General features: G+C 66.7%; 22 protein-coding genes, 1 tRNA gene and 1 other RNA gene. 8 read left to right on the forward strand and 16 right to left on the reverse strand.

Translation table 11 applies throughout. The features are described from left to right. Positions 1 to 5: 5 nt before the first annotated feature. The gene (locus A5727_RS25585) at positions 6 to 443 is read right to left on the reverse strand and encodes an SRPBCC family protein (RefSeq protein WP_068257302.1); all 438 of its coding nucleotides are present in this window, start codon (positions 441 to 443) and stop codon (positions 6 to 8) included. Positions 444 to 512: 69 nt separating this feature from the next. On the opposite strand from A5727_RS25585, the gene A5727_RS25590 reads away from it, so the two are divergent. Both A5727_RS25590 and A5727_RS25595 read left to right on the forward strand, forming a co-directional pair. After that, positions 513 to 1,892, forward strand: a complete 1,380-nt coding sequence (locus A5727_RS25590) for an FAD-binding oxidoreductase (RefSeq protein ID WP_068257305.1) — start codon at positions 513 to 515, stop codon at positions 1,890 to 1,892. After that, entirely contained in the window at positions 1,889 to 3,202 is a 1,314-nt protein-coding gene (locus A5727_RS25595) for a class I SAM-dependent methyltransferase (protein WP_068257308.1), read from the forward strand. Before A5727_RS25590 ends, A5727_RS25595 begins: the two co-directional genes overlap by 4 nt. Positions 3,203 to 3,269: 67 nt before the next feature. Here A5727_RS25595 and A5727_RS25600 read toward each other — a convergent pair whose 3' ends face one another. The 3 genes from A5727_RS25600 to ffs all read right to left on the reverse strand — a co-directional run bounded on the left by A5727_RS25600 (position 3,270) and on the right by ffs (position 6,707). Then, entirely contained in the window at positions 3,270 to 5,252 is a 1,983-nt protein-coding gene (locus A5727_RS25600; protein WP_068257309.1) for a DNA polymerase III subunits gamma/tau, read from the reverse strand. 38 nt (positions 5,253 to 5,290) lie between these two features. Continuing rightward, positions 5,291 to 6,586, reverse strand: coding sequence for an aspartate aminotransferase type Ic (locus A5727_RS25605; RefSeq protein ID WP_068257311.1), 1,296 nt, complete (start codon positions 6,584 to 6,586; stop codon positions 5,291 to 5,293). Positions 6,587 to 6,612: 26 nt separating this feature from the next. Then, an RNA gene (gene ffs / locus A5727_RS25610) (signal recognition particle sRNA small type) lies at positions 6,613 to 6,707 on the reverse strand. Positions 6,708 to 6,790: 83 nt separating this feature from the next. Between ffs and A5727_RS25615 the strand changes: the two genes are divergently transcribed. The 4 genes from A5727_RS25615 to A5727_RS25630 all read left to right on the forward strand — a co-directional run bounded on the left by A5727_RS25615 (position 6,791) and on the right by A5727_RS25630 (position 9,901). Then, a tRNA-Ser gene (locus A5727_RS25615) sits at positions 6,791 to 6,876 on the forward strand. Between the two features lie 67 nt (positions 6,877 to 6,943). Beyond that, complete coding sequence (gene lucA, locus A5727_RS25620; RefSeq protein WP_068257313.1) at positions 6,944 to 7,645, forward strand: lipid uptake coordinator LucA; 702 nt, start codon at positions 6,944 to 6,946, stop codon at positions 7,643 to 7,645. Between the two features lie 54 nt (positions 7,646 to 7,699). After that, positions 7,700 to 8,773 carry an NAD(P)H-dependent amine dehydrogenase family protein gene (locus A5727_RS25625; RefSeq protein ID WP_068257319.1) on the forward strand — a complete coding sequence of 358 codons (1,074 nt, stop codon included), beginning with the start codon at positions 7,700 to 7,702 and terminating at the stop codon, positions 8,771 to 8,773. Positions 8,774 to 8,887: 114 nt separating this feature from the next. Then, positions 8,888 to 9,901, forward strand: a complete 1,014-nt coding sequence (locus A5727_RS25630) for a S1C family serine protease (RefSeq protein WP_353612286.1) — start codon at positions 8,888 to 8,890, stop codon at positions 9,899 to 9,901. 170 nt (positions 9,902 to 10,071) lie between these two features. Here the strand turns inward: A5727_RS25630 and A5727_RS25635 are convergent, their stop codons facing one another. Beyond that, positions 10,072 to 10,431, reverse strand: coding sequence for a hypothetical protein (locus A5727_RS25635; RefSeq protein WP_231992226.1), 360 nt, complete (start codon positions 10,429 to 10,431; stop codon positions 10,072 to 10,074). A gap of 117 nt (positions 10,432 to 10,548) precedes the next feature. On the opposite strand from A5727_RS25635, the gene A5727_RS25640 reads away from it, so the two are divergent. After that, positions 10,549 to 11,169, forward strand: coding sequence for a superoxide dismutase (locus A5727_RS25640; RefSeq protein ID WP_068257326.1), 621 nt, complete (start codon positions 10,549 to 10,551; stop codon positions 11,167 to 11,169). Positions 11,170 to 11,331: 162 nt separating this feature from the next. On the opposite strand, the gene ligD is transcribed toward A5727_RS25640, so the two are convergent. Both ligD and A5727_RS25650 read right to left on the reverse strand, forming a co-directional pair. Further along, positions 11,332 to 12,375, reverse strand: a complete 1,044-nt coding sequence (gene ligD, locus A5727_RS25645; protein ID WP_068257329.1) for a non-homologous end-joining DNA ligase — start codon at positions 12,373 to 12,375, stop codon at positions 11,332 to 11,334. Further along, complete coding sequence (locus A5727_RS25650) at positions 12,375 to 13,421, reverse strand: ATP-dependent DNA ligase (protein ID WP_157521567.1); 1,047 nt, start codon at positions 13,419 to 13,421, stop codon at positions 12,375 to 12,377. Before A5727_RS25650 ends, ligD begins: the two co-directional genes overlap by 1 nt. A 124-nt stretch (positions 13,422 to 13,545) precedes the next feature. Here A5727_RS25650 and A5727_RS25655 point away from each other — a divergent pair, with 124 nt between their 5' ends. Continuing rightward, positions 13,546 to 13,956, forward strand: coding sequence for a hypothetical protein (locus tag A5727_RS25655; protein ID WP_068257335.1), 411 nt, complete (start codon positions 13,546 to 13,548; stop codon positions 13,954 to 13,956). A gap of 67 nt (positions 13,957 to 14,023) precedes the next feature. On the opposite strand, the gene A5727_RS25660 is transcribed toward A5727_RS25655, so the two are convergent. The 9 genes from A5727_RS25660 to A5727_RS25700 all read right to left on the reverse strand — a co-directional run bounded on the left by A5727_RS25660 (position 14,024) and on the right by A5727_RS25700 (position 24,182). Next, the gene (locus A5727_RS25660) at positions 14,024 to 15,490 is read right to left on the reverse strand and encodes an MCE family protein (RefSeq protein ID WP_068257338.1); all 1,467 of its coding nucleotides are present in this window, start codon (positions 15,488 to 15,490) and stop codon (positions 14,024 to 14,026) included. 2 nt (positions 15,491 to 15,492) lie between these two features. Next, positions 15,493 to 16,620 carry a virulence factor Mce family protein gene (locus A5727_RS25665; RefSeq protein WP_157521568.1) on the reverse strand — a complete coding sequence of 376 codons (1,128 nt, stop codon included), beginning with the start codon at positions 16,618 to 16,620 and terminating at the stop codon, positions 15,493 to 15,495. Next, positions 16,620 to 17,921: an MCE family protein gene (locus tag A5727_RS25670; protein WP_068257344.1), complete on the reverse strand. Its 1,302-nt coding sequence runs from the start codon at positions 17,919 to 17,921 to the stop codon at positions 16,620 to 16,622. Before A5727_RS25670 ends, A5727_RS25665 begins: the two co-directional genes overlap by 1 nt. After that, the gene (locus A5727_RS25675) at positions 17,918 to 19,228 is read right to left on the reverse strand and encodes an MCE family protein (protein WP_068257380.1); all 1,311 of its coding nucleotides are present in this window, start codon (positions 19,226 to 19,228) and stop codon (positions 17,918 to 17,920) included. Before A5727_RS25675 ends, A5727_RS25670 begins: the two co-directional genes overlap by 4 nt. Beyond that, positions 19,225 to 20,253, reverse strand: a complete 1,029-nt coding sequence (locus tag A5727_RS25680) for an MCE family protein (protein ID WP_068257347.1) — start codon at positions 20,251 to 20,253, stop codon at positions 19,225 to 19,227. Before A5727_RS25680 ends, A5727_RS25675 begins: the two co-directional genes overlap by 4 nt. After that, entirely contained in the window at positions 20,250 to 21,671 is a 1,422-nt protein-coding gene (locus A5727_RS25685; RefSeq protein WP_231992227.1) for an MCE family protein, read from the reverse strand. The genes A5727_RS25680 and A5727_RS25685 overlap by 4 nt, the downstream gene beginning before the upstream one ends. A gap of 31 nt (positions 21,672 to 21,702) precedes the next feature. After that, positions 21,703 to 22,557, reverse strand: a complete 855-nt coding sequence (locus tag A5727_RS25690) for an ABC transporter permease (protein ID WP_068257352.1) — start codon at positions 22,555 to 22,557, stop codon at positions 21,703 to 21,705. Beyond that, positions 22,554 to 23,264, reverse strand: coding sequence for an MlaE family ABC transporter permease (locus A5727_RS25695; protein WP_068257383.1), 711 nt, complete (start codon positions 23,262 to 23,264; stop codon positions 22,554 to 22,556). Before A5727_RS25695 ends, A5727_RS25690 begins: the two co-directional genes overlap by 4 nt. Positions 23,265 to 23,681: 417 nt before the next feature. Then, positions 23,682 to 24,182: a MarR family winged helix-turn-helix transcriptional regulator gene (locus A5727_RS25700; protein WP_082950042.1), complete on the reverse strand. Its 501-nt coding sequence runs from the start codon at positions 24,180 to 24,182 to the stop codon at positions 23,682 to 23,684. Positions 24,183 to 24,340: the final 158 nt, after the last annotated feature.

Below are 24,340 nucleotides of genomic sequence, written 5' to 3' on the forward strand. Positions count from 1 at the left end.
GTCAATCAGGCTTCGAGTTCCTTCTTCAGGTTCTCCAGCACCTCTGCCTGAATCTTCTTGAGCCCCAACGGCGCGAAGGTCTTCTCGAAGAAGCCCTTGATGCCGCCGGCACCCGTCCAGGTGGTCTTGGTGGTGACGGTCGACCCCGTGCCCGCCGGCGCGACGGTCCAGTTGGTCACCATCGACGAGTTGGCATCCTTCTCGATGACGGTCTTACCCGCGACATCGACCGAGTTCTGCACTTCACGCACGCGTGACTTGGTGGCCTGCAGCTTCCACTTCACCACCGTGCCCGCACCCACGCCGCCCTGCAGCACCTCGTAGCTGCTGTACTGCGACGACAGGATCTTCGGGCGAACCGTCTGATAGTCGGCGACGGCGGCGAGCACCGCGTCGGGAGCGGCGTTGACCAGGACCGTGCTGGACGCGCTGACCTGTCCCATGATTCCCAAAAACTCCTCGTTGTGGTTCGTGCGGTCGCGTGGACCGCGCCCTGCGACTAGCGTATATCCGTGTCTGTTCTGGAAACCGACGCACCATCTGCCCACGCCCGCGGCGTGGAGCGGCTCCTTCGCAGCTACCGCGCGATTCCGGCGGCAGCGACCGTCCGATTGGCCAAGCAGACTTCCAACCTGTTCCGGGCTCGCGCCAAGAGCAACGCGCCGGGTCTCGACGTCTCCGGCCTGACCGGCGTCATCTCCGTCGACGCACACAACCGCACGGCCGACGTCGCCGGCATGTGCACATACGAGGATCTGGTCGCGGCCACGCTGCCGTACGGGCTGTCACCGCTGGTGGTTCCGCAGTTGAAGACCATCACCCTCGGTGGTGCCGTCACAGGCCTGGGCATCGAGTCGACGTCGTTCCGCAACGGTCTGCCGCATGAGTCGGTGCTCGAGATGGACATCCTGACCGGCGACGGCCGGATCGTCACGGCGGCACCCGACCGTCACCCGGATCTGTTCCGGGCGTTCCCCAACTCCTATGGCACGTTGGGCTATTCCGTGCGGTTGAGGATCGAGCTCGAACCGGTGAAGCCGTTCGTCGCGCTCGAGCACGTCCGTTTTCACTCCGTACCCGACCTGGTCGACGCCCTTGCGCGCATCGTGGAGACGGGCCGCCACGACGGGGTTCCGGTCGATTACCTCGACGGGGTGGTGTTCAGCGCCGACGAGTCCTACCTGTGCCTCGGCCGACAGACGCGCACCGCTGGCCCGGTCAGCGACTACACCGGCGACCAGATCTATTACCGGTCCATCCAGCACGCCGAGGGCAGCAGGCACGACCGTCTGACCATCCACGATTATCTGTGGCGGTGGGACACCGATTGGTTCTGGTGTTCCCGCGCATTCGGCGCGCAGAACCCGCGAATCCGCCGATGGTGGCCGCGGCGGTATCGGCGCAGCAGCTTCTACTGGAAGCTGATCGGCTACGACCAGCGGTTCAACATCGCCGACCGGATCGAGAAGCGCAACGGTCGCCCGCCCCGCGAGAGGGTGGTCCAGGACGTGGAGGTCCCGGTCGAACGAACCGCCGAGTTCGTCGACTGGTTCCTCAACAACGTGCCGATCGAGCCGATCTGGTTGTGCCCGCTGCGATTACGTGATCAGGACCGCTGGCCGCTGTATCCGCTGCAGCCCGGCCACACCTACGTCAACGTCGGCTTCTGGTCGTCGGTACCGGTGGGGCCGACACCGGGCCACACCAACCGACTCATCGAGGCCAAGGTCAGCGAACTCGACGGGCACAAGTCGCTGTACTCCGACGCCTATTACAGCCCAGAGGAGTTCGACGAACTCTACGGAGGGGAAACCTACAGAAGCATCAAGAAGACCTATGACCCCGACTCACGTCTGCTCGATCTCTATGCGAAGGCGGTGCAACGGCGATGACCACGTTCAAAGAACAGCCACTGACCAGGACCGGCAGGCTGAGCCTGGCGGAGATTCTCGAGATCTTCACCGCGGGCAGCGAGGTGCCGCTGAAGTTCACGGCCTACGACGGCAGCGCGGCCGGTCCAGAGGACGCCAGCCTCGGGTTGGACCTGCTGACTCCGCGCGGCACGACGTACCTGGCCACCGCGCCCGGCGATCTGGGCCTGGCCCGGGCCTATGTGTCCGGGGACCTCGAACCCCACGGCGTGCATCCGGGCGACCCCTACGACCTGCTGCGCGCACTGGCGCATCAGTTGGACTTCAAGCGTCCACCAGCACGGCTGTTGGCGCAGATCGTGCGTTCGATCGGCATCGAGCACCTCAGGCCCATCGCTCCGCCGCCGCAGGAGGCCCTGCCCCGGTGGCGACGGATCGCCGAAGGGATCCGGCACAGCAGGACTCGTGACGCCGAGGCCATCCACCACCATTACGACGTCTCGAACACGTTCTACGAGTGGGTGCTTGGACCGTCGATGACCTACACCTGCGCGTGCTACCCGACCGAGGACGCCTCGCTTGAAGAGGCCCAGGACAACAAGTACCGCCTGGTGTTCGAGAAGTTGCGGCTCAAGCCGGGCGACCGCCTCCTCGACGTCGGCTGTGGTTGGGGTGGCATGGTGCGTTACGCCGCCAGGCATGGCGTCCGGGCGATCGGGGTGACACTGTCGGCCGAGCAGGCGTCCTGGGCCCAGAAGGCCATCGCTGACGAAGGACTCGGCGATCTCGCAGAGGTGCGTCACTCGGACTACCGCGACGTCCGCGAGTCCGGTTTCGACGCGGTGTCCTCGATCGGGCTCACCGAACACATCGGGGTGCACAACTATCCGTCGTACTTCGGCTTTCTGCAGTCCAAGATGCGGCCGGGCGCACTGCTGCTCAACCACTGCATCACCCGTCCCGACAACCGGTCGAACGCCAGCGCAGGCGGATTCATCGACCGCTACGTCTTCCCAGACGGCGAGCTCACCGGATCGGGACGCATCATCACCGAGGCCCAGGACGTCGGGCTCGAGGTGGTGCACGAGGAGAATCTGCGACACCACTACGCGATGACTCTGCGGGACTGGTGCCGCAACCTGGTCGAGCACTGGGACGAGGCCGTCGAGGAGGTTGGACTGCCGACCGCCAAGGTGTGGGGTCTGTACATGGCCGGCTCACGCCTGGGCTTCGAGACCAATGTGATTCAGCTGCACCAGGTGTTGGCCGTCAAGCTCGACGAGAAGGGCCGCGACGGCGGGTTGCCGCTGCGGCCGTGGTGGCAGGCCTGAGGTCACTCCGCGGCTGCGGTGACGCTCGCCTGGCGACAGGCGTGCGACATCCGCGCACCGTGAAGCGTCAGCCCTCGATCTTGCGGGCACCCAATTCGTTCTGCAGCAGTTCCAGGGCCACCTCTTCAGGGTCCCGCCGCGGGCCCGCCTCGATGGGCTCCTCGGCGGCCTCGGCCAGCATCGACTCCTCTTCACTGCGCGGATCCACCACGGGCGGCGGCGCAGCGACAGGGGCTGCGGCAGCAGCGGATTCGGGCGGGGCGGCGTAGGTTCCGCCTGCTTCGCAGCGCACGCGCCAGTTGACGCCCAGTGCATCGCGCAGAGCCTCCCGGATGATCTCGACGTTGCGATCTTCGTTGAGCCGCTTGGCAAGTGGCGCCGCCGGGTGGCTGAGCACCAGGACGTCACCCTCGACCGCGAGCACCGTGGCGCCGTCGAGCATGACGTCGGTGGGCCGGCGCAGGTTGCGGACCTTCTCCCGCACCGTGGGCCACATGCTGCGGACGGCGGCGGCATTGGGCTGACCGACGGCGGCGGCCGCGGGGGCCGGTGCGGCCGCAGGCGTGGGGGCGGCCGGCGACGAGGCAGGGGCCGGTGTGGGCGCCGGCGGCGTGGGAGCCGGTGCCGACGGTTGCGCGACGGGTTCCGGGCGCGCCACAGGCTCGGGCCGGGCCACGGGTTCGGGCCGGGCCACCGGTTCGGGCCGGGCCACGGGTTCGGGCCGGGCCACCGGCTCGGCTGGCGGCGGCTCAGGTGCCGGCGGCGCGGGTGCCGCCGGTGCGTCGGCCTCGGGCGCGGGCGCCGCCGGTGCGGCGGGCTGCTGGGTCTTGCGGACGAACTGCTTGGGCGCGCGCGCAGCAGGAGCACCCTGCCCGGCCTCGGCGGCCGGGATCGACATGTCCAGACGCGTCTCGATGCGCTCAACCCGCTGCAGCAGCGCGGCCTCGCTGTCGCTGGCCGACGGCAGCAGCAGCCGCGCGCAGACCACCTCGAGCAGCAGTCTCGGAGCGGTCGCGCCGCGCATTTCACCGAGGCCGGCATGCACCACTTCGGCGTACCGAGTCAGGGTCCCGGGCCCGATCCGGCTGGCCTGGCCACGCATCTTCTCCAGCTCGTCCTCGGGTGCGTCGACGACACCGCGGGTCACCGCATCCGGCACGGCCTGCAGCACCAGCAGATCCCGGAAACGTTCAAGGAGGTCCATCGCGAACCGGCGGGGGTCATGGCCGGCGTCGATCACCGACTCGACGGCGCCGAACAACGCCGCGGCGTCCCCGGCGGCCAGCGCCTCGACCGCGTCGTCGATGAGGGCGACGTCGGTGGCCCCCAGCAGCGCGAGAGCCCGCTGGTAGGCCACATGGTTACCCTCGGCCCCGGCCAGCAGCTGGTCGAGAACGCTGAGGGTGTCACGCGGCGAGCCGCCGCCGGCGCGGATCACCAGCGGATACACGGCATCGTCGACGCGGACGTCCTCGGAGGCGGTGATCTTCTCGATGAGGCTGCGCATGGTGCGCGGGGCCAGCAGCCGGAACGGATAGTGATGCGTGCGCGACCGGATGGTCGGCAGGACCTTCTCGGGTTCGGTGGTGGCGAACACGAAGATCAGATGCTCGGGTGGCTCCTCCACGATCTTGAGCAGGGCGTTGAAGCCCGCCGTGGTGACCATGTGCGCCTCGTCGATGATGAAGATGCGGTACCGGGACTGGGCGGGCGCGTAGAACGCCCGGTCGCGCAGTTCACGGGTGTCGTCGACACCGCCGTGGCTGGCCGCATCCAACTCGACGACGTCGACGTTGCCGGGCCCGTTGGGCGCGAGCGCGACACAGGAGTCGCACGTGCCGCACGGTGTCGGTGTCGGTCCCTGCTCACAGTTGAGTGAGCGGGCCAGGATCCGGGCCGACGAGGTCTTGCCGCAGCCACGCGGACCCGAGAACAGGTAGGCGTGGTTGATGCGCCCCGCCTCAAGCGCGGTGCACAGCGGCGCAGTGACATGCTCCTGCCCCACGACTTCGGCGAAGGTTGCCGGTCGATACTTGCGGTAGAGAGCCACGACAGCAGGGTACCGAGTGCGTCGGACAGGCTCGCGGCCTAATCCGCACCCAGCAGTGACTCGGTGGCGGCCAGCAGCGTGCAGGTCGCCAGGCCGTCGATGGCCTCCCGCAGGTCAGGCAGCGACGGGAACGATGGTGCGATGCGAATGTTCTTGTCGTCGGGGTCTTTTCGATACGGGAACGCCGAGCCGGCCTCGGTGACGGCGATGCCCGCATCCTTGGCGAGCGCCACCGTGCGCCTGGCCGTTCCGGGCAGCACGTCCAGGCTCACGAAGTAACCGCCCTTGGGGTCGGTCCACGACGCGACCTTCGAGTCGCCCAGCCGGGACTCCAGGATCTCGGCGACGAGCGCGAACTTCGGCGCCAGGATCTGCTGGTGCTTCTGCATGAGCAGGCGCACGCCGTCAGCGTCGCCGAAGTACAACAGATGCCGAAGCTGATTGACCTTGTCCGGGCCGATCGTCTTCTTGCCGGCGTACTGCAGGTACCACGCGATGTTGCCGAGCGAACCGCCGAAGAAGCTCACCCCGGCACCCGCGAAGGTGATCTTCGACGTCGAGGCGAACACCAGGGGGCGATGCGGGTTACCGGCGGCCTCGGCCAGGCCGAGGATGTCGACCTGCTGCGGGAAGTCGTGGGTGAGCGTGTGCACCGCGTAGGCGTTGTCCCAGAACAACTTGAAATCTGGTGCGGCCGTGCGCATCTGGACAAGGCGGCGGACGACTTCCCAGGAGTACACGGTGCCCGTGGGGTTGGCGAAGACCGGTACGGCCCACATCCCCTTGATGGCGGGGTCAGCGGCCACCAGTTCCTCGATCAGGTCGACGTCCGGTCCGTCCTCGCCCATCGGGACCGGGATCATCTCGATGCCCATGGTCTCGGTGATCGCGAAGTGCCTGTCGTACCCGGGTGCCGGGCACAGGAACTTGACGCCGCCACCAGCCAGGTCCTGAATCCAGGGCCGGGGCGAGTCGACCGTGCCGTGCAGCAGTGCGAACACCACCGCGTCGTGCATCATCTCCAGGCTCGCGTTGTTGCCCGCGATGAGATTCGGCACCGGGATGCCCAACAGGTCACTGAAGATCGCGCGCAGTGCGGGCAGACCGTGCAGGCCACCGTAGTTGCGGGTGTCGGTGCCGTCGGGATCCTTGAACGAACCGGGTTCGTTGCCGGGCAGCGCCAGCAGCGCGTTGGACAGGTCCAACTGCTCGGGTGACGGCTTCCCGCGGGTGAGATCCAGCTTGAGGCCCTTGGCCTGCAGAGCGGTGTAGTCCCGCTGCTGCTGCGCATGCTCGGCTTCGAGGTCCGCACGACCAAGGGTGGAAAACGACACGTCGTGCCTTTCACATGCTGGAGAAAGATAGGGGACCCCGCGCACCCGACAGAGCCCGTTGACCCTTGCTGCCTTCCGGCCCTGGGGGAGTTCACAGGATAGACGCCGCGCGGGGTCCGTCGGCCAGTCTATCTTGTCGCCCGATTCGGCCGCCCGGCACCAGCGGTTCGGGATCTGGCGGGGTCCTCGGTTACCATTGCCGACGGAGGATTCGCCTAGTGGCCTATGGCGCTCGCCTGGAACGCGGGTTGGGTTAACAGCCCTCAGGGGTTCAAATCCCCTATCCTCCGCACTCGGTCCGGGGTGCCGGTGACTTCATCGGCACCCCGGACTCACGTGAGCGACCCAAGGAGGGGTATGCGGCGCGGCATCGCGGTGACCTGGCATTCGCTCGCTTTCCTGGCCGCGGCCGTCCTCTACTTCGTGTTCGTGCTGCCGCGCTGGTGGGAACTGCTCGGCACGTGGCCGCACGGCGTGGGCACCGCGGGCCGCATCCTGACCGGTCTGGTGCTGGCCTCCGCCGCGATTCCCGTGGTGTTGACCCACGTCAGGACCAGCAGGCCGGAGTTCGGGGTGCCCAAACTGGCCCTGACCCTGCGGCTGTGGTCGATCATCGGCCACGTCGCGGCCGGCACGTTGATCGTCGGCACCGCGATCGCCGAGATCTGGCTCGATCTCGACTCCTTCGGCCGTGGCCTCTTCGCCATCTACGGCGCCGCCGCGGCGCTGGCGCTGCTGGGTGCGACGGCCTTCCACCTGGCCTACGCCGCCGAGTTGCCGCCGCCCGCGCCCAAGCCGCTCAAGCTCGACCCCAAGTCCGCCGAGGAGGACTCCACCGGCGCCGCCGAGGAGAGCGACGACGCGGCCTCCTCCGAGAAGGCCGGCACCGAAGATGCCGCCCCCAAGGACGACGCTGACCGGCCCGACCCCGAAGAGTCCGAAGTCGAAGAGTCCGAAGTCGCCAGCACCGAGGTGGCCGACGAGGACACCCCGGCCCCGGCGTCCAAGCGCGGTCTGCGCAACCGCCGGCCCGCCAGAAACGCCACCACCAAAAACTGAGTCGGTCTAACTGATTTCGGCCCGAGACCACGTTCGGCCTCCTATGCTGAGCGAGTGCTCAACACTTCCACAGATTCCCGTCAGTACCGCGTCGTGCAGTGGACCACCGGCAATGTCGGCAAGAGCTCCGTGGCGGCGATCGCCAAGAATCCGACCTTCAACCTGATCGGCTGCTACGCCTGGTCCCCCGACAAGGTCGGGCGCGATGTCGGTGAACTCGCCGGCATCGAACCCCTGGGCGTGACCGCGACCAATGACGTCGACGAACTGCTGGCGCTCAAACCCGACGTCGTCGTCTACAACCCGATGTGGATCGACGTCGACGAACTCGTGCGCATCCTCGAGGCCGGCATCAACGTCGTGGCCACGGCATCGTTCATCACGGGCCACAACCAGGGCGACGGGCGCGACCGGATCGAACAGGCCTGCCAGCGCGGCGGGTCCAGCATGTTCGGATCCGGCATCAGCCCCGGTTACGTCAACCAGCTGTCGATCGTCGCGGCGGGCATCTGCGACCGAGTCGACCGCATCACGGTGAACGAGGCCGCCGACACCACGTTCTACGACTCCCCCGCCACCGAGAAGCCCGTCGGCTTCGGCCAGCCCATCGACAGCCCCGACCTGCAGGCCATGACCTCTCACGGCACCGGCGTCTTCGGTGAGGCCGTCCGAATGGTCGCCGACGCACTCGGCGTCGAACTCGACGAGGTGCGCTGCGACGCCGAGTACGCGCAGACCACCGCGGACCTCGACCTCGGCTCCTGGACCATCCCCGCGGGCTGCGTCGCCGGTGTCTACGCCAGCTGGAAGGGCATCGTCGCCGGTCAGACCCGCGTCGAGATCAACGTCCGCTGGCGCAAGGGCCAGACCCTGGAACCGGACTGGCAGATCGACCAGGACGGCTGGGTCATCGAGGTGGCCGGTCGGCCCACGGTGACCATGAAGGTCGGGTTCCTGCCCCCGCCGGACTTCGAGGCGACCACGCTCGAGGAGTTCATGGTGCTCGGGCACATCATGACCGCGACTCCGCCGCTGAACGCCATCCCGGCCGTCGTCGCCGCACCTCCGGGCATCGTGACCTACACCGATCTGCCGCTGATCCTGCCGCGAGGGGTCGTCGCCAGCTGACAATCCGGTTGAATTCGGCGCTGCCAGGCAATATAGAGAGGTAACGAACCGAACCTTCGCCCCGAGAGGCAAGTGATGGCTGTGATCCGACGAACCACGAGGGCAGCGCTTTGCGTGCTCACCGCGCTGCTGCTTGCCCTGGTCGCGCCACTGACACAGCCGGGTGCCGCGACCGCCGCGCCGCTGGACGCCGCGGCGGTGTCCGCGCGGGTCGAGCCGGGCCTGGTCCAGATCACGACGATGAACGACTTCCAGGGCATCATCGGCAACGGCACCGGGATTGTGTTGTCCCCCGAAGGCGAAGTGCTGACCAACCACCACGTGGTCCAGGGCGCCAACAGCATCCGGGCCACCCTGGCCACGGGGCAGGTGTTCGACGCCGACGTGCTGGGTTACGACCGCGACGACGACGTCGCACTGCTGCGCCTTCGAGGTGCTGGCGGGCTGACGCCGGCCCCGCTGGGTGACTCCAACACGGTGGCCCTCGGCGACCCGGTCATCACGCTGGGCAACGCCAACGGCACCGGCGCCCCGCTGACCCACGAGCAGGGCGCGGTGACCGCGCTCGCAAAGACCATCAGCGCTGAGGACGAACTGACCGGAAGCTCACACTCACTGGGCGGCCTGATCGAGTCGTCCACCAACCTGCGCTCGGGTGACTCGGGCGGCGCACTGGTCAACAGCGCGGGGCAGGTCGTCGGCATGAACGCCGCGGCCACGATCAACTTCCGCCTCGACGGTGAGTCCGAACCGGGCGGTCAGGGCTATGCGATCCCGATCAACCGGGCACTGGACATCGCCAACCAGATCCGCGCGGGCGCCGCGTCGCCGGAGGTGCACATCGGGCCGTCGGCCATGCTGGGCGTCGGAATCGACGCCAATGGTCGCAGCCGCTCCGGCGGCCTGCCGATCCGGTCGCTGCTGCGCGGCGGTCCGGCCGATCTCGCCGGCCTGCGCGCCGGCGACATCATCATGAGCATCGACGGCGTGCCGATCAGTTCTGCCAACGACCTCACCGACCTTCTCGATCAGCGCTATCCGGGCAACGTCATCGACGTGAACTGGATCGACCGCGCGGGGACGCCGTTCAACGGCAAGGTCACGCTGACGCCTGGCCCGGTCAGTTAGAGGCTCTGTCTCCGCGCGCGGCCCGTGGTCCTCTCATCCGCGGGCGGGCTGGGGTGGCTGGGGTCCCCGCTTGCGGGCGTCTGTACGACGACATGCCGTGCGCACTCCTGCCCCAGAGCGAGACTGGTCGCTGCGCCGGTGGGCGGAGTCCGCGCGCAGACCCCTCGCACCTAATGGTGCCGAGAGGCCGCTACCGCTATGGCCTGCAGTGTTTCCGCCGGACACTTGCCGGTGAACATCTCCATGCCCGACAGGAGCAATCCGGACAGATTGATCAGGCCGGTGATGAGGCCGTCGGTGCCATCCGGTTCTGATGCGTACGCAGCGATCCGCGCGCGTACGAAGTCGGAGTCGTCGTCCTGCTGCGCCCAGGCCGTCATCACATCCACAGCCCATCGGGTCAGTTCATCGTCAACCACAGCCGCACTCCGTACCGACAAGTGTCCAGATGAATTGGAGCGGGACAGCCGCGACGTCTCGCCGTCCCCGAAGGCCGACTCCTGAGTGACGTGGTGCATCGGCTGTTCCACGCAGCCAGCCTATGTGTCCATATTAACAGATGAACATATGATGAGATGGACAGATGGGATGACGCGCTCCAGCGAAGCGCGACAGCCCACACTTCACGACCATCAGAGAGGACCCGCATGGCCGAGTACACCCTGCCCGATCTGGACTACGACTACAGCGCACTGGAACCCCATATCTCCGGGCAGATCAACGAGATTCACCATTCCAAGCATCACGCCACCTATGTCAAAGGGCTCAACGACACCCTGGCCAAGCTCGAAGAGGCGCGCGCCAACGGTGACCACGGCGCGATCTTCCTCCACGAAAAGAACCTCGCCTTCCACCTGGGCGGGCACGTCAACCACACGATCTGGTGGAAGAACCTGTCTCCCAACGGTGGAGATAAGCCGACCGGCGACTTGGCAGATGCCATTGCCGATCAATTCGGTTCGTTCGACCAGTTTCGCGCCCAGTTCACCGCTGCCGCCAACGGATTGCAGGGATCAGGCTGGGCGGTGCTGGGCTATGACACGCTCGGTCAGAAGCTGCTGACGTTCCAGTTGTACGACCAGCAGGCCAATGTTCCGCTGGGCATCATTCCCCTGCTTCAGGTCGACATGTGGGAGCACGCGTACTACCTGCAGTACAAGAACGTCAAAGCCGATTACGTGACAGCGTTCTGGAACGTGGTGAATTGGGAAGACGTCCAGAATCGGTTCGCCTCCGCCAGGAGCAGGGCTCAAGGTCTGATCTTCTAAAGACTCGCGGCAGCGGGTGACCGGTGTTGCCTCCGGTCACCCGCGCCTTTGGGGTCTGTGTCCACGTCAGCAGGAGCGGCCCTCGTCACCGCTACGAAGTGACTTCAGCGTCTCAGGCGCCCGGCAGGGTGATCGGCCGAGCCGGCGTTGTGCTCGAACCTCCTATCTGCGGTTGCCCTCCTCGTCCCAGTTCGCCGCCACCTTCTTGCTGGGCTGCACGCGCGGGGGTTCGCCCGGCATCTTGGGGTAGTTCGGCGGATACGGCAGATCCCCGAGGCCACGCTGCTCGTCCTCGGCGACCATGTCCAGCAGCGGTCGCAGCGACTGCCGGTGCTCATCGATGCCCGCCCACGGGTCGTCACGCTCGGCGACAATCCCGGGCACGGTCAGCATGGTGTAGTCGTCGGGATCCGCGTCGCCCACCTCGGCCCAGGTCAGCGGCATCGACACCGTCGCGATCCGAGTGCGGCGCACCGAATACGGCGATGCCATCGTCCGGTCGCGGGCGTTCTGGTTGAAGTCGATGAAGATCCGCTGGCCCCGCTCCTCCTTCCACCACGACGTGGTCACCGCCTCCGGAGCACGCCGCTCGAGTTCGCGGGCCAGCGCGATGCCGGCCCGACGGACCTCGATGAAGTCCCAGTCCGCGGTGATGGGGATGAACACATGCACACCACGACCGCCGGAGGTCTTGGGGTAGCCGCGCAGGCCCAGTTCGTCGAGCAGGGGTTTGAGGACGTCGACGGCGACGCTGCGCGCCTCACGGAATCCCGTGCCGGGTTGCGGGTCGAGGTCGATGCGCAGTTCGTCGGGATGGTCGGTGTCCGCACAGCGCACCGGCCACGGATGCAGTGTCACGGTGCCCATCTGCGCGGCCCACACGATCGCGGCGGCATGGTCGATCTTCAACGCGTCGGCCGTGCGCCCCGACGGGAAGGTCACCACGCAGGTGTGCAGGTAGTCGGGGTGTTTCTGCGGCACACGCTTCTGATAGATCTCCTCGCCGTCGATGCCGTCGGGGAATCGCTGCAGATGCGTCGGACGGTCCCGCAGCAGTGTGACCATCGGATCGGCGACGGCGCGGTAGTAGTCGATCAGCCTGCCCTTGGTGCCGTCGGCGCCGAGGTCGGGGAAGAACGGCTTGTCCGGGTTGGTGACGCGCACAAGGACGCCGTCGACGTCGAGTTCGGTTGCCTTGCCTGCCATCATCGCGACTCCAGCACGTCGTAGAGGTCGTAGTGCACGGGCACGTCGAGTTGGTCGAAGGTGCAGCTTCGCGGTTCCCGGTCCGGCCGCCAGCGGACGAATCTGACCGCGTGCCGGAATCGCTGGAATCCCGGCTCGGCGCCCTCCATCTGGTCGTAGGCCACCTCGGCGACCTTCTCAGGCCGAATCGGGATCCACCGCTTGTCGGCCGCGGAGTTCCATCGGCTGGGCTCGCCGGATCGCAACCCCTCGCCCTCCCGCAGCGGTTCGAGTTCGGCCAACAGTTGACTTCGGGCCTTGGTGGTGAAAGAGGCTGCACCGCCGACCATCTGGAGTTCACCGTCATCGCGGTACAGACCGAGCAGAATGGATCCCACGCCGACACCGCTCTTGTGGATGCGGTACCCCATGGCGACGCAGTCGGCGTCGCGGGCGTGTTTGACCTTGACCATCTCCCGCTTCCCCGGCAGGTAGGCGCCGTCGAGACGTTTGGCGATCACACCGTCGAGCCCGGCACCCTCGAACGTCGTCAGCCACTCCTTGCCCTGCTCGGGATCCTCGGTGGTGCGAGTGATATGACACCAGGTCTTCTCGGAGATCAGCTCGCACAAAGCTTCTCGACGCTCGCGAAACGGCCGGTCCAACAGCGCGGCGGTCCCCGTGGCCAATGCATCGAATCCGATGAAATGCGCCGGTGTCTGTTCGGCGAGCATCGTGACGCGACTCGCGGCGGGGTGGATGCGCTGCGAGAGCGAATCCCAGTCCAGACGCACCCGACCGTCGATCTCGCGCGGCACCACCACCTCACCGTCGAGCACACAACGAGGGGCGGTCTCGTCGCGCAGTGCGTCCAGCAGTTCGGGGAAGTAGCGGCCCAGATCCCGGCCGTTGCGGGACTGCACGACGACCTCGTCGCCGTCCCGGAACACCACGGCCCGGAAGCCGTCCCATTTGGGTTCATACGACCACACGCCGGCCTCGTCGGGCACCCTGGTCTGCGCCTTGGCCAGCATCGGCTCGACGGGCGGCGCCACGGGCAGGTCCACAGCTGGCTCCTCTGTCTTCGGTGTCCTGTGCACCAGTACCCGCGGTGCACAACACATAGACCTCCACACCATCACAAACTCAGCGCGGTTGACAGGCACAACTCGGGTCGATTTAGATGACTGAGTGCGGCTGATCACACTGAGTGGAGTGGCCTGCGCGTTCGCGCTTTCGGCGCTCACCCTTCTTCCGACCTCCCCGGCGGCACAGGCTGATCCGGCCGCCGACTCCCAATGCTGGTACAACCTCACGGCACCGGCGGTCGTGTCGATGCCCGGTGGCGGTCAGGCCGTCTCCGCGGAGATCGGCATGACCCGCTGCTCGGGCCTGGCCCAGTCGGTTCGGACCACCGCATGCGTCGCACGCTCCGGGGACGGCGGATTCTGCACCACCGAGAACGGCTACGTGCCCAGCACGGCATTCGCACCGGGGGTGCCTCACGGGAACTTCACCGCGACCGGCGAGGGGTGCTACCGCGTCAGGTCGGATCTCGGCCTGGTGTGCGTTCCGGCAGGCCCCATCTCGGCGACGTTCTAGCTCCGATCCCACCCTGCGCCGAGAGTTCCCCGGTGAACGTATTCGCCGAGTTCGACCTGTGAAGAACTCAACTTCCGGCCGGCGGCACCAGCATGCTCTCCCACGTGCGTTCTGCGGGCGCGGCGTTGGCCAGGTCGCCCTGCCGGTACACCTGCCCGTCCGGTCCGACGTAGGTGCCCGTGGCCGGGTCGTACGTCGCGACCGCGATCGGCGGAAGTGACTGCTGCTGAACGACACCCGATCCCTCGGACGGCAATGCCACCGGCGGATGGGGCACCCCCTGACCGGACAGTGTCGCGTTCGGGTCACCCTTCCAACTGAGGCCGTCGTTGAGCGGCACGTACTCCTCGTCGCTCTCACACATCCTGGCCGTGGGAGCGCGCTTGCCCGGTCGGCCGATGCAGGGGAAGTTGCGGACGCCGCGGACGTTGAACATCGCGTCCTGCGGTATCCGGCAGTAGAGGTCGTCCTCGGTGCGCTCCGGTGCGTCCTCATGGGTGGCGTCGCGCATCTGGCTGGCGGGCAGGAAGCCCGTGGTGCATGGCGGCGGCAGGTTGAGGTTCAGGTTGAAGCTCAGGAATGCGCCCTTGTAGTCCAGTTTCACGTCCCGGTTGGCGACGCCGGTGCCCTGCTGAATCTGATTGCCCATCGGGATCAGCACCAGCAGCTGCTCGACCGCCGGGCTGTAGGTGACCAGAACCGGCGCGATGTTGGCCAGGTTCGCCATCATCACCGGAAGCGTGGGGTTCACCCGATCGAAGAGCTGACGCACCTGATCCGCTGCGGCCGGGCCCTTCTGGAGCAGTCCGGCGACAGCGCCGTCCTGCTCGCGCAGTTGCCCGGTGATGTCGGCCAGATTCACCGCCCACGCCTCGATCGAGTCCGCGGTGTCGGTCTGCGTATCGAGGATCGGCGCGGCGTTGTCGGCAAGGTTGGTCAGCGCGGGCAGGTTCGCCTTCGCGTCGATCGCCAGGTTGGTCGAACCCTTGACGAACCGTGATATCTCGGGCCCCAAACCGCCGAATGCGGTGTAGGACTCGTCGATCAACGTGCGCAGGTTGTCACCCGGGATGGCCTGCAGGCCGGTGTTCGTCGCGTCCAGCAGCGCGTTGATGTCCGGGGGCACCGATGTTCGCGAGCGCGGGATCACATCGCCTTCCGCGAGTGGCGGCGCGTCATCGGAGACCGGAAGCAGCGCGACGTACTGCTCACCGACGGCCGACCGGCTGTGCACCTGCGCGTCGACATCGCTGGGGATCGGCATGTCCGACCGCAGCGACAGCACGGCCTCCACGTCACCGGAGTCGGTGAGTATGACCCGCTCGACCAGACCCACTGTGGTGCCCAGATAGCTGACGTTGGAACGTTCGTACAGCCCGCCGGCCTCCGGCAGTTCGACCGTGACCCGGTAGTGGCCGTACCCGAACAACAGGTTCGGCAACCGCATGTAGCCGAATGCCATGACCGCGAAGCTGATTGCGGTCACGGTGAGGAAGATTGTGATCTGGATCCAGATCCGTCGTGTCATTCGCATGGTCAGCGTCCCTGGTCCATGCGGTACGGGATCACCAGCGGATTGGCCGCCGTGTATGGGCTGGGGAACTGTCCGATCGTGCGGCCCCACTGCATTTCGAGTTCGGTGAGATCGCCCTCCCAGCGAGTGCCGGTGAACATCGCGGCGTCGAGCCGGCTCAGCGTCAGGTCGATGACGGCGGTCAGATTGCCGTAGTCACCGCGCACCCAGTTCTCCAGCGTCTCATTCGGCCAGGGGTAGGTGGCGTAGTAGCTCAGTGACCGCGTCAACGACGGGCCCGCATCGGCCAGCGCCTTCAATGTCGGACTCAGCTGCGTCAACTCCTTCACCAGATTCTCCTTGGTCTGGTTGACGGTGTCGGCGGCCAGTGCACTGAACCTGCCGAGCGCCACGAGCGCGTCGGCGAACTTCTGGCGTTGTTCCGAAAGCACCTCGAGCGCATCGGGAATCGTCTTGAGAGCCCGGTCCACGACGGGTTTCTGCTCGGCGACCTGGCCGACCAGATTGTTCAGACTGTCCGAGGCGCTGATGATGTCGTCGGTCTGGTCGTCGACGTACCTGGTGAATTCGTCGAGTTGGCTGATGAGACTTCGTAAGTCGTTCTCGCGTCCGGCGAACGCCGTGCTCAGGGCCGCGGTGATGTCCTGGATCTGTCCGATTCCACCGCCGTTGAGGATCAGCGAGACCGCGGCGAGGGTCTGTTCGGTGGTCGGATAGGAACTCCCCGAGGACAGCGGAATCACATCACCCTGACGCAGACGTCCTTCGGGGGGCACATTGCGCGGCGGTGTCAGCTCAATGTGTTTGGAGCCCAACAGGCTGGTCTGCCCCACCGCGGCCGTGACGTTGGCCGGCAGATCCACATCGCCGTTCAGCGACATCGTCACCAGCGCGTGCCAGCCCTCGCGCTCGATCTTCGTCACGTTGCCCACCGTGACGTCGCCGACGCGAACCCGGGAGTTCCGTTCGATGTTGTCGACGTCCGGAATGTGCGCCTGCACCGTGAAGGCCTCCGGCCCGCGCCCCTCGGTCCCGGGGAGCGGCAGCGAGTTGGCGCCCTGCCACCCACATCCCGCCAGCGACAGCGCAATTGCGAGAGGAGCGACGACCATCGCTCGCGACGCCGGCATCACGGTGCACCCCCGGGAACCATGATTCCCGCCAGGCCGCCGGACGGGTCGGTCGGCTCGGCCGAGCCGGGCACCTCGGCCGCCAACGGTGCTGGGGCTGGGGCTGATGCGGGCACGTCCCCCGGCGGGGGAACGTAGTCGGGGCGCAACCAATCCTCGCTGTAGGTGATCTCGTTGGGACGCGCGGTCGCTCCGACGAACGGATTCAGGCCCAGCGGCGGGAAGTTCCAGTGCCGATTCTTGACGATGGGCGCCAGGTACTGCACGCAGAGTTTGGCCGACTGCTCCGCACCCAACCGGGACGCGGCCTGGATGGCTCCGCAGATGAAGGACAGCGGGTTGGAGAAGTTGGTGAGCGCCAACGCGCCCGTGAGCGCGCCCTGGGCCGGTTCGTAGATGTTCACGAAGTTCTGGAAGGCCGTCGGCGCGATGTGAAGGGTCTCCTTGAGGTCACCGAGACTCTGGTTCAGCGCAGTGGTGAGCGAGGCGAGCCGGTCCGAGGCCGTGCCGACGTTCTCCTGATTGTCGGCCAGGAAGTCCGTCACGTCGGCCACCACGGAATCGATGTTGGCCACCGCGGATCCGACTTCGTTGGGGGTGTTGCTCAGCAGAGCCGTCGCCCCGGCGAGGTTCTGGTTCAGGCCGCGCAGGGTGTCGGTGCTGCTCTGTAGGGCGGACACTAGAATCGACAGGCTCTTGATGCTGGAGAACAGGTCCGTGCTGTGGTCACCCAACGCGGAGAAGGCCTGCGACAGTTTGATCAGCGTGTCACGAATGTCGGCGCCCTCCCCGCGCAGGTTGTCGGCGGCGGTGTTGACGAATGCGCCGAGCGTGCTGACTCCGCCGGGCTCGGTCGGTTGGAGTGTCTCCGTCAGCCGCCGAAGCTGCTCACGGAAGTCGTCCCACTCCACCGGGACAGCCGTGCGCTCCTGGGGGATCACCGCGTTGTCCTGCATGGTCGGACCGCCGTCATAGGCCGGCGTGAGCTGAATGGCCCGCACGGACACCAGGGACGGCGACAGGATGACGGCGTTCGCGTCCGCCGGCACCTGCTGGTCGGCATCGAACCAGAAGCTGATCTTCACGGTGTCGGTCTGCGGTTCGATCCTGTCGATCTTGCCGACCGGAACGCCGAGGATCCGGACCTCGTCACCGACGTAGATACCGTTGCTGTTGGCGAAGTACCCGACCACGTGCACACGGTTCACCTGGTCCGACGCGCGCACCGCGACCACCAGTCCCGCGACCAGAAGCAGCGTGAGGATCACCGAAAGGCTGGCTCGCATATCGCGTTTCGTCATCGTCCGCTGCCCTCCTCGGACGGATTCTGCGCACCCGGTTGCGGCGCGCCCGGCCCGGGCACGTCAATGGGCGCCGAGACCGGCGGCGGCGTGATGATCGCGGGTGGTCCTGGGGGCGGCCCACCCGGCGCCGGGGCAGGCGGCGGTTGGCGATACGGGTAGCGCGGATCACCCGGATTTCCGGTGATGGCGTCGGGCAGTGTCAGGCGCGGCTCCCCGCCCTGACCGGTCCGCGGGTACGGCGCGGGCAACGCGGGCGTCCCGGGCTGGCCGACCTGCGGGTCGCTCAACTGAGAGGGCAGCAGCGTCGCGGGATCCAGCCCGAGATCGGAGAACGCGGCGTCGATGAACGGTTGCACGAACTGTCCGGGCAGCAGGTTGGACAGGTAGGCCTTGAAGAACGGACCGGAGGACACCGACTCTCCGAGCGACATCGCGTACTTGTTCAGCTTCTTGATGGACACCTGGATGTCCCGTTTGTGATCGTCAAGGATCGCCAGCGCCTCGTTCAGCTTCTCGACCGCGGGGGCGAACCCCTCCCGGTTCTCGGCGATGAAGCCCTTCAACTGCTGGGCGACGGCCGAAGTGTTCACCGACAGCTGGTCCAGGGCGCTGCTCTGGGTCTGGAGTTGCGCCAGCAGGGCGTTCGCGTCGACCGCGAGGCTGACCACCTGTGTGCTGCGGTCGGAGAGCACGGCGGTGGCCTTCCGCGCATTCTCCAGCAGCTTCCGCAGCTCGGCATCGCGCCGATTCAGGGTCTCGGAGAACTGGCCGACCCCCTCGACCGCGGCCTTCAATGCGGGCGGGGTGTCCTTGAACGTCTCACTGAGCACCGCCAGCGACCGTGACACCTGATCGGTGTTGAGCCCACTGATCTGGGCGGTGATGTCACCCAACGCGTCGGGCAGCTGATAGGGCGCCTGGGTCCGCTCGAGCGGGATCGGCCCGTCGATCTTCTGGTCTCCGCGTGGCGTGAGCTCCAGGATCTTGGACCCCAACAGGCTTTTCGTCTTGATGGCCGCCTCGGACCTGTCCCCGACATGGATGCGCCTGTCGACGTTGAACCGCACGGCCACCTGCCGGCGGTCGAGGCTGATGCTCTCCACCCGCCCGACCTCGAAACCCGAGACCTGCACGGGTGCGCCGACGATCAAACCCCCGGCCTCCGCGAACATGCCGGTGTAGGTCTTGTTGGTGTTGAAGACCGGGATCTTGTCGTAGTTCAACGCGCCGATCGCAATGGCCATAACGATTCCGATGCCGACTGCACAGAGCACCAACGGATTTCGCTCAGAGAAACGTTTCATCGCGGCGCGCACCTCCCCGAGTCCTGGCCGGCGAGTTTGATGAAGACCGGTTGGCCGCCCTTTCCGTTGACCTTGAGCACGGCGTCGCACAGGTAGAAGCTGAAGTAGTCGCCGTAGAGGCCGAACCTGCTCAAGGTCTGGTACTTGCTCGGCAGGGTCGACAACAGCGTGTCCAGGTATGCCTTGTCCCCGGCCACCAGACCGGCCGTCCGGTCCGTCTCGGCCATCACGGTCTTGAACGGTTCGCGTGCCTGCCGCAGCAGATCTGCCGTGGTGCCCGCGGCCGCATCGGTATAGGCGATGGAGTTGGTGATGTCCTCTTTGCGCTCCGCGAGCGTGCCGACAGTGCGCGACAGGGCGTCGACGGCTTTGCCGAACTGCGTGTTCTCATCGCTGAGGGAACCCAGTACGGTGTTGAGGTTGGTGATCACCTCACCGATCAACTGATCGCGGTCACCGAGTTTGGCCGTCAGCGCGGCGGTCTGGGTGAAGAACGCATTGATCGTGTCGCCCTGTCCCTGGAACGCGCTGATGAGTTGACTCGACAGCGCATTGACCTGGTCGGGATCCAGCGCCCGGAACAGCGGCCGGAAACCGCCGACGAGTGCATCGAGGTCCAGCGCCGGCGAGGTCCTGGCCAGCGGAATGGTCTGGCCGGGCAGCAGGCGCCGGGTGTCGCCCGCACCCTCCTCCAGCGCCAGGTATCGGCCGCCGATGAGGTCGTCGTACCTGATGACGGCCCTGGTTCCGTGCGTGAGGATCACCGAGTCGTCGACCCCGAACTCCACGACCACCGTGGTGTCGGGCTGGATGACGATCTTGTCCACCTTGCCGACCTCGACACCGCCGATGCGGACGAACTGCCCGGCCTGCAGACCGGAGACGTTGCCGAACACCGCGCTGTAGGCGTTCTCCTTCTCGAATCGCAGATGGGAGAACACGGCGAACATGGCGAACAGGAAGAAGGCGCAGACGGTGAGGAAGATCCCCAACCGCCACACCGTCGCACTGAGGTTGCCTCTCACTGACCCGACTCCTGTTGCGGTAGATGCGGTCTCGGTGTCGGCTGGGCCTGACCTGGATGCGCCGGGACGAACGGCTCCGCCCCGGCGGTGGGGCCGGGATCGCGGGGAGCACCGGGCGGCGGCGCCGGCGGCAGCCCCGGATACAGCGGTGTCCCGTCCGGCGCGTACTGCGGCGCGCCGTAGGGCGGTGCACCGGGGTACGGGATCGGCCCAGGCGCGGGGCCACCGTCCTGGTAGCGCACGCTGGGCGGTTCGGGAATGCCCCGAGTGGTCGGGAAGTAGTTCGCCCACCCGGGGAATCCGATACCTGGGTTGGGCCGCCAGTCGAGTCCGGTTCCCCATCCGGTGTTGGTGACCAGCTGCCGCACCGGGAAGTTGTCCTTGGCGTCGGGAAGCGAACCGCAGCTCGGCCTGCCCCCGGGGCCGCCCTTGGCGGCGACGATCGGCAGGTTCTCCGGATACTTGTAGGGGTTCTCACCGGCAAGGAGCGCGACGTCGAGGATCACCGACTTGCCGTTGCCGCCCACGATGTCCCAGCCGCCCTCCTCCAGCATCGTCGTACCGCCCTGCAGGATGCAGGTGTAGGTGGGGCTGTACTTCAACAGCAGGTTCGTGGTCGGTTCGAGCGCGTTGATGCTCGTCGCGATGTTCTTGACGTTGGGTCCCAGCAGGGCTGTTCCGCTGTTCGCCATGCCCGTGACGTTCAACAGCAGCGCATCGAGTGCCTGGGCGTTGTGGGCGATCGTGGTGCTCGTCGTGCTGAAGGAGTCCAGGATCTTCACGATGTTGCCCGCTGCGGCACCGTAGGTGTCGCTGAAGTCGCGCAGCGAATTCCAGTCCTGCCGGATCGCCTCGGCACGCGGATTGAGTTGCAGCAGAACCTCGTTGGCCGCCGTCGTGGCCTCCCCGATTCTCTGGCCCTGACCGCGCAGCCCGTCCGCGAAGGCGCCCAGCACGGAGTTCAGCTTGGCCGGGTCGACCTGGTGCAGGAGTTCGGTGAGATTGCCGAACACCGTGTTCACCTCGGTGCTCACGTTCTGCGAGTCGATCACCGCGCCGGCGCGCAGGCGCGCCGAACTCGGTTTGTCGGGATAGATGAGGTCGACGTATTTGGCACCGAATGCGGTGGTCGCACGGATCTGGGCCCCAACGTTCGCCGGGATCTTGTCGGCCTGATCGGGGAACAGCTCCAGGTTCAGCGTCACCCCATCTTCACCGGGCTGGACCGCATGGACACGGCCCACCTGGACGCCGCGCATCTTGACCTTCCCACCGGGGTCCATGACCAGTCCGGCTCGGTCAGAGGTCAGCGTCACCGGCACGAAGGACCGGAACGAACCGCGGAACAGACTCAGGCACACGAACACCAGGAGTCCGAGCACCACGAACAACACCAGCGTCCACCACGCAGGATCCACTCTGCGCTGCCCACGTCGAGTTTCCACAGCGCTACCCCGAGAGGTTGAAACTGCCGGACTGACCGTAGATGGCCAGTGAGACGAACATGGTCACCGCGACCGCCGCGATGAGCGAGGTGCGGACCGCGCGTCCGACCGCCTCACCAACCCCGGCGGGACCGCCGGATGCGTTGTAGCCGTAGAAGGTGTGCACCAGCATCACCACGATCGCCATGACGATCGCCTGGAAGAACGACCAGATCAAGTCGATGGGATTGAGGAACGTGTTGAAGTAGTGGTCGTAGACGCCGGTCGATTGGCCGTAGACCAGCGTGGTGCCCACCCGCGTCGCGAGGAACGCCATCAGCACGGCAACGCAGTACAGCGGGATCACGACGATGACACCGGCCACCATCCGGCTCGAGGCCAGGTACGCGACGGACCGGACACCCATGACCTCCAGCGCGTCGATCTCCTCGCTGATCCGCATCGCACCCAGCTGGGCCGTGGCGCCCGCGCCGATGGTGGCGGCCAGGCCGATCCCGGCGACCAGGGGCGCGATCAGGCGGACGTTGAGGTAGGCCGAGGTGAACCCGGCCAGCGCCTCCACCCCGATCTCCTGCATCTGGCTGTAGGCCTGCACAGCGATCAGGGAGCCCGCTGACAGCGTCAGGAATCCGACGATCACCACGGTGCCGCCGATGATGGCCAGCGCGCCGGTGCCCAGGCTCATCTGAGCGATGAGTCTGACCACTTCGATCTTGTAGTGCACCACTGCATCCCAGATGCCGCGGACGGTCAGTCCGTAGAACTCGGTCTGCTCACCGAGCCGGCGCCAGCCGGCCACGACCCGCCGCGTTCGCTCCCGGGTGCGGACGTGGAGGGTGCTGGGTGCCGCCGACGTCATGCCCCCGCCTTCACAGCGACGGCCGTGGCGATGACGTTGATGACGAACAGCGCCAGGAAGGTGAAGACCACCGTCTCGTTCACCGCGTTGCCGACACCGGCCGGCCCGCCACCGACGGTGATGCCCTTGTAGCAGGCGATCAGTCCGGCCGTCATGCCGAAGATCGCCGCCTTGAGGAGGCAGACGATGACCTCAGGCGTACCCACCAGGAGCGTCAGGCCCGCGGCGAAGGCGCCCGGCGTGACGTTCTGGAGGAACACGGAGAAGAAGAACCCGCCCACGATCCCCGTCATCGTCACCGTCGAGGCCAACATCAGCGAGATCAGGGTGGCCGCCAAGACCCGCGGCACCACCAACGCCTGGATGGGGTCGATGCCCAGCACGCGCAGCGCATCGATCTCCTCGCGGATGGTGCGGGCGCCCAGGTCCGCGCACATCGCGGTGGCGGCCGCGCCGGCGATCACGAGAACCGTGACGACTGGGCCGATCTGGGTGACCGCACCCAGCGCCGCGCCCGATCCCGAGAAGTCAGCCGCACCGATCTCCACCAACAGGATGTTCAGTGTGAAGGTCGTCAACACCGTGAACGGGATCGCCAGAAGCACGGTCGGCATCATCGAGACACGCGCGACGAACCAGCACTGGAGCAGGAACTCGCGCCACGCCCATGGCGGACGAAACATCTGGACGACGGTGTCCAGGCACATTCCGAAGAACTCGCCCAGTGCGATCGCAGGCGCCGGCCCGCGCACAGTTCGCACTCAGCGACGCCTGGTCTTAGCGGGCGACCTGCGGTTCACCTCAAACACGGCCCCTCCTGAGACGCATGCGATTTCGCGCCAGTGACGACTGTGATCGAAACCACAATCGCGGGCAACCGTATAACACTCAAACACCCGCCAGCAACAGAATCGGGCAAAAATTAGTCGGCCGACGAAATTGACATAGTTTGCTATGTGAACGGTGGACCCTCCCCCAGAGTCGTTCGCTCTCATAAGAAGTTCAGTGGAGTGCGGATCCCAGGGTGCGGCTCGACGGCACTGTTTGCCACACAGCCCCTCCATTGGGGCTAAGCATGCTGGGCGCGACACCCAGCGGGGCCACACTCGGGCGGGCGCGACGGATTACGGCGCCGACGGGAAGTCCAAGCCCAGCAGATGCGAGCCCAGCTCCGAGAGGATGTCCTTCAGCTGTGCCATCCGCTCGGGACCGATCACGGCCTCGACGTCCGCGTCGAGTTCCGCGCCGATGTCGCGGGCGTCCGCGATCAGCGCCCGGCCGGCGGCGGTGTACCGGACGATCTTGGCCCGAGCATCGTCGGGGTCGGGCACGCGCTCGAGGTAACCGAGGTCCTCGAGATCGGTGACGAGTTGTCCGATCGCATTCTTGGACACGTCCGCAGCCTTGGCGATGTCGGTGATGCGGCTTCCGCTCCAGTCCAGGTAGACCATCAGCCGCGCATGCGCCGGTCGCAGTCCGGGGTGCCCGCGCTCACGGGCACGCTCGTTGCTGGTCCGCGCCATCCATTCGCCGAACTCGATGGCGTTCCGCTGCAGTGAGTTGCGATAGAAGTTCGAGACACCGGCATCCTCGGGCAGACCACGAAATCTTCGACGTTCACTCATGTGTCGTCACCCTTTGCAGGACTGCTCATTTCGCGACCTCCGACCATCTGACGCCCATAGCTGGGCGCTCTTCGCACACCGCGTCAGCCGCCCACGGGACGATCCATTCTCCCGTCGAGTGGTTGACACCACACCCCATATTAGTGAAGCTGTCTTCA

It is taken from the genome of Mycobacterium sp. ACS4331 (assembly GCF_001667265.1).
GTDB lineage: Bacteria > Actinomycetota > Actinomycetes > Mycobacteriales > Mycobacteriaceae > Mycobacterium.

Coding starts and splice junctions, on each gene's coding strand:
- A5727_RS25670 (WP_068257344.1), bottom strand. CDS start 17,921: ATGACGAAACGCGATATGCGAGCCAGCCTTTCGGTGATCCTCACGCTG.
- A5727_RS25675 (WP_068257380.1), bottom strand. CDS start 19,228: ATGAAACGTTTCTCTGAGCGAAATCCGTTGGTGCTCTGTGCAGTCGGC.
- A5727_RS25700 (WP_082950042.1), bottom strand. CDS start 24,182: ATGAGTGAACGTCGAAGATTTCGTGGTCTGCCCGAGGATGCCGGTGTC.
- A5727_RS25690 (WP_068257352.1), bottom strand. CDS start 22,557: ATGACGTCGGCGGCACCCAGCACCCTCCACGTCCGCACCCGGGAGCGA.
- A5727_RS25595 (WP_068257308.1), top strand. CDS start 1,889: ATGACCACGTTCAAAGAACAGCCACTGACCAGGACCGGCAGGCTGAGC.
- ligD (WP_068257329.1), bottom strand. CDS start 12,375: ATGGCAGGCAAGGCAACCGAACTCGACGTCGACGGCGTCCTTGTGCGC.
- A5727_RS25695 (WP_068257383.1), bottom strand. CDS start 23,264: ATGTGCCTGGACACCGTCGTCCAGATGTTTCGTCCGCCATGGGCGTGG.
- A5727_RS25585 (WP_068257302.1), bottom strand. CDS start 443: ATGGGACAGGTCAGCGCGTCCAGCACGGTCCTGGTCAACGCCGCTCCC.
- A5727_RS25665 (WP_157521568.1), bottom strand. CDS start 16,620: ATGCCGGCGTCGCGAGCGATGGTCGTCGCTCCTCTCGCAATTGCGCTG.
- A5727_RS25660 (WP_068257338.1), bottom strand. CDS start 15,490: ATGCGAATGACACGACGGATCTGGATCCAGATCACAATCTTCCTCACC.
- A5727_RS25640 (WP_068257326.1), top strand. CDS start 10,549: ATGGCCGAGTACACCCTGCCCGATCTGGACTACGACTACAGCGCACTG.
- lucA (WP_068257313.1), top strand. CDS start 6,944: ATGCGGCGCGGCATCGCGGTGACCTGGCATTCGCTCGCTTTCCTGGCC.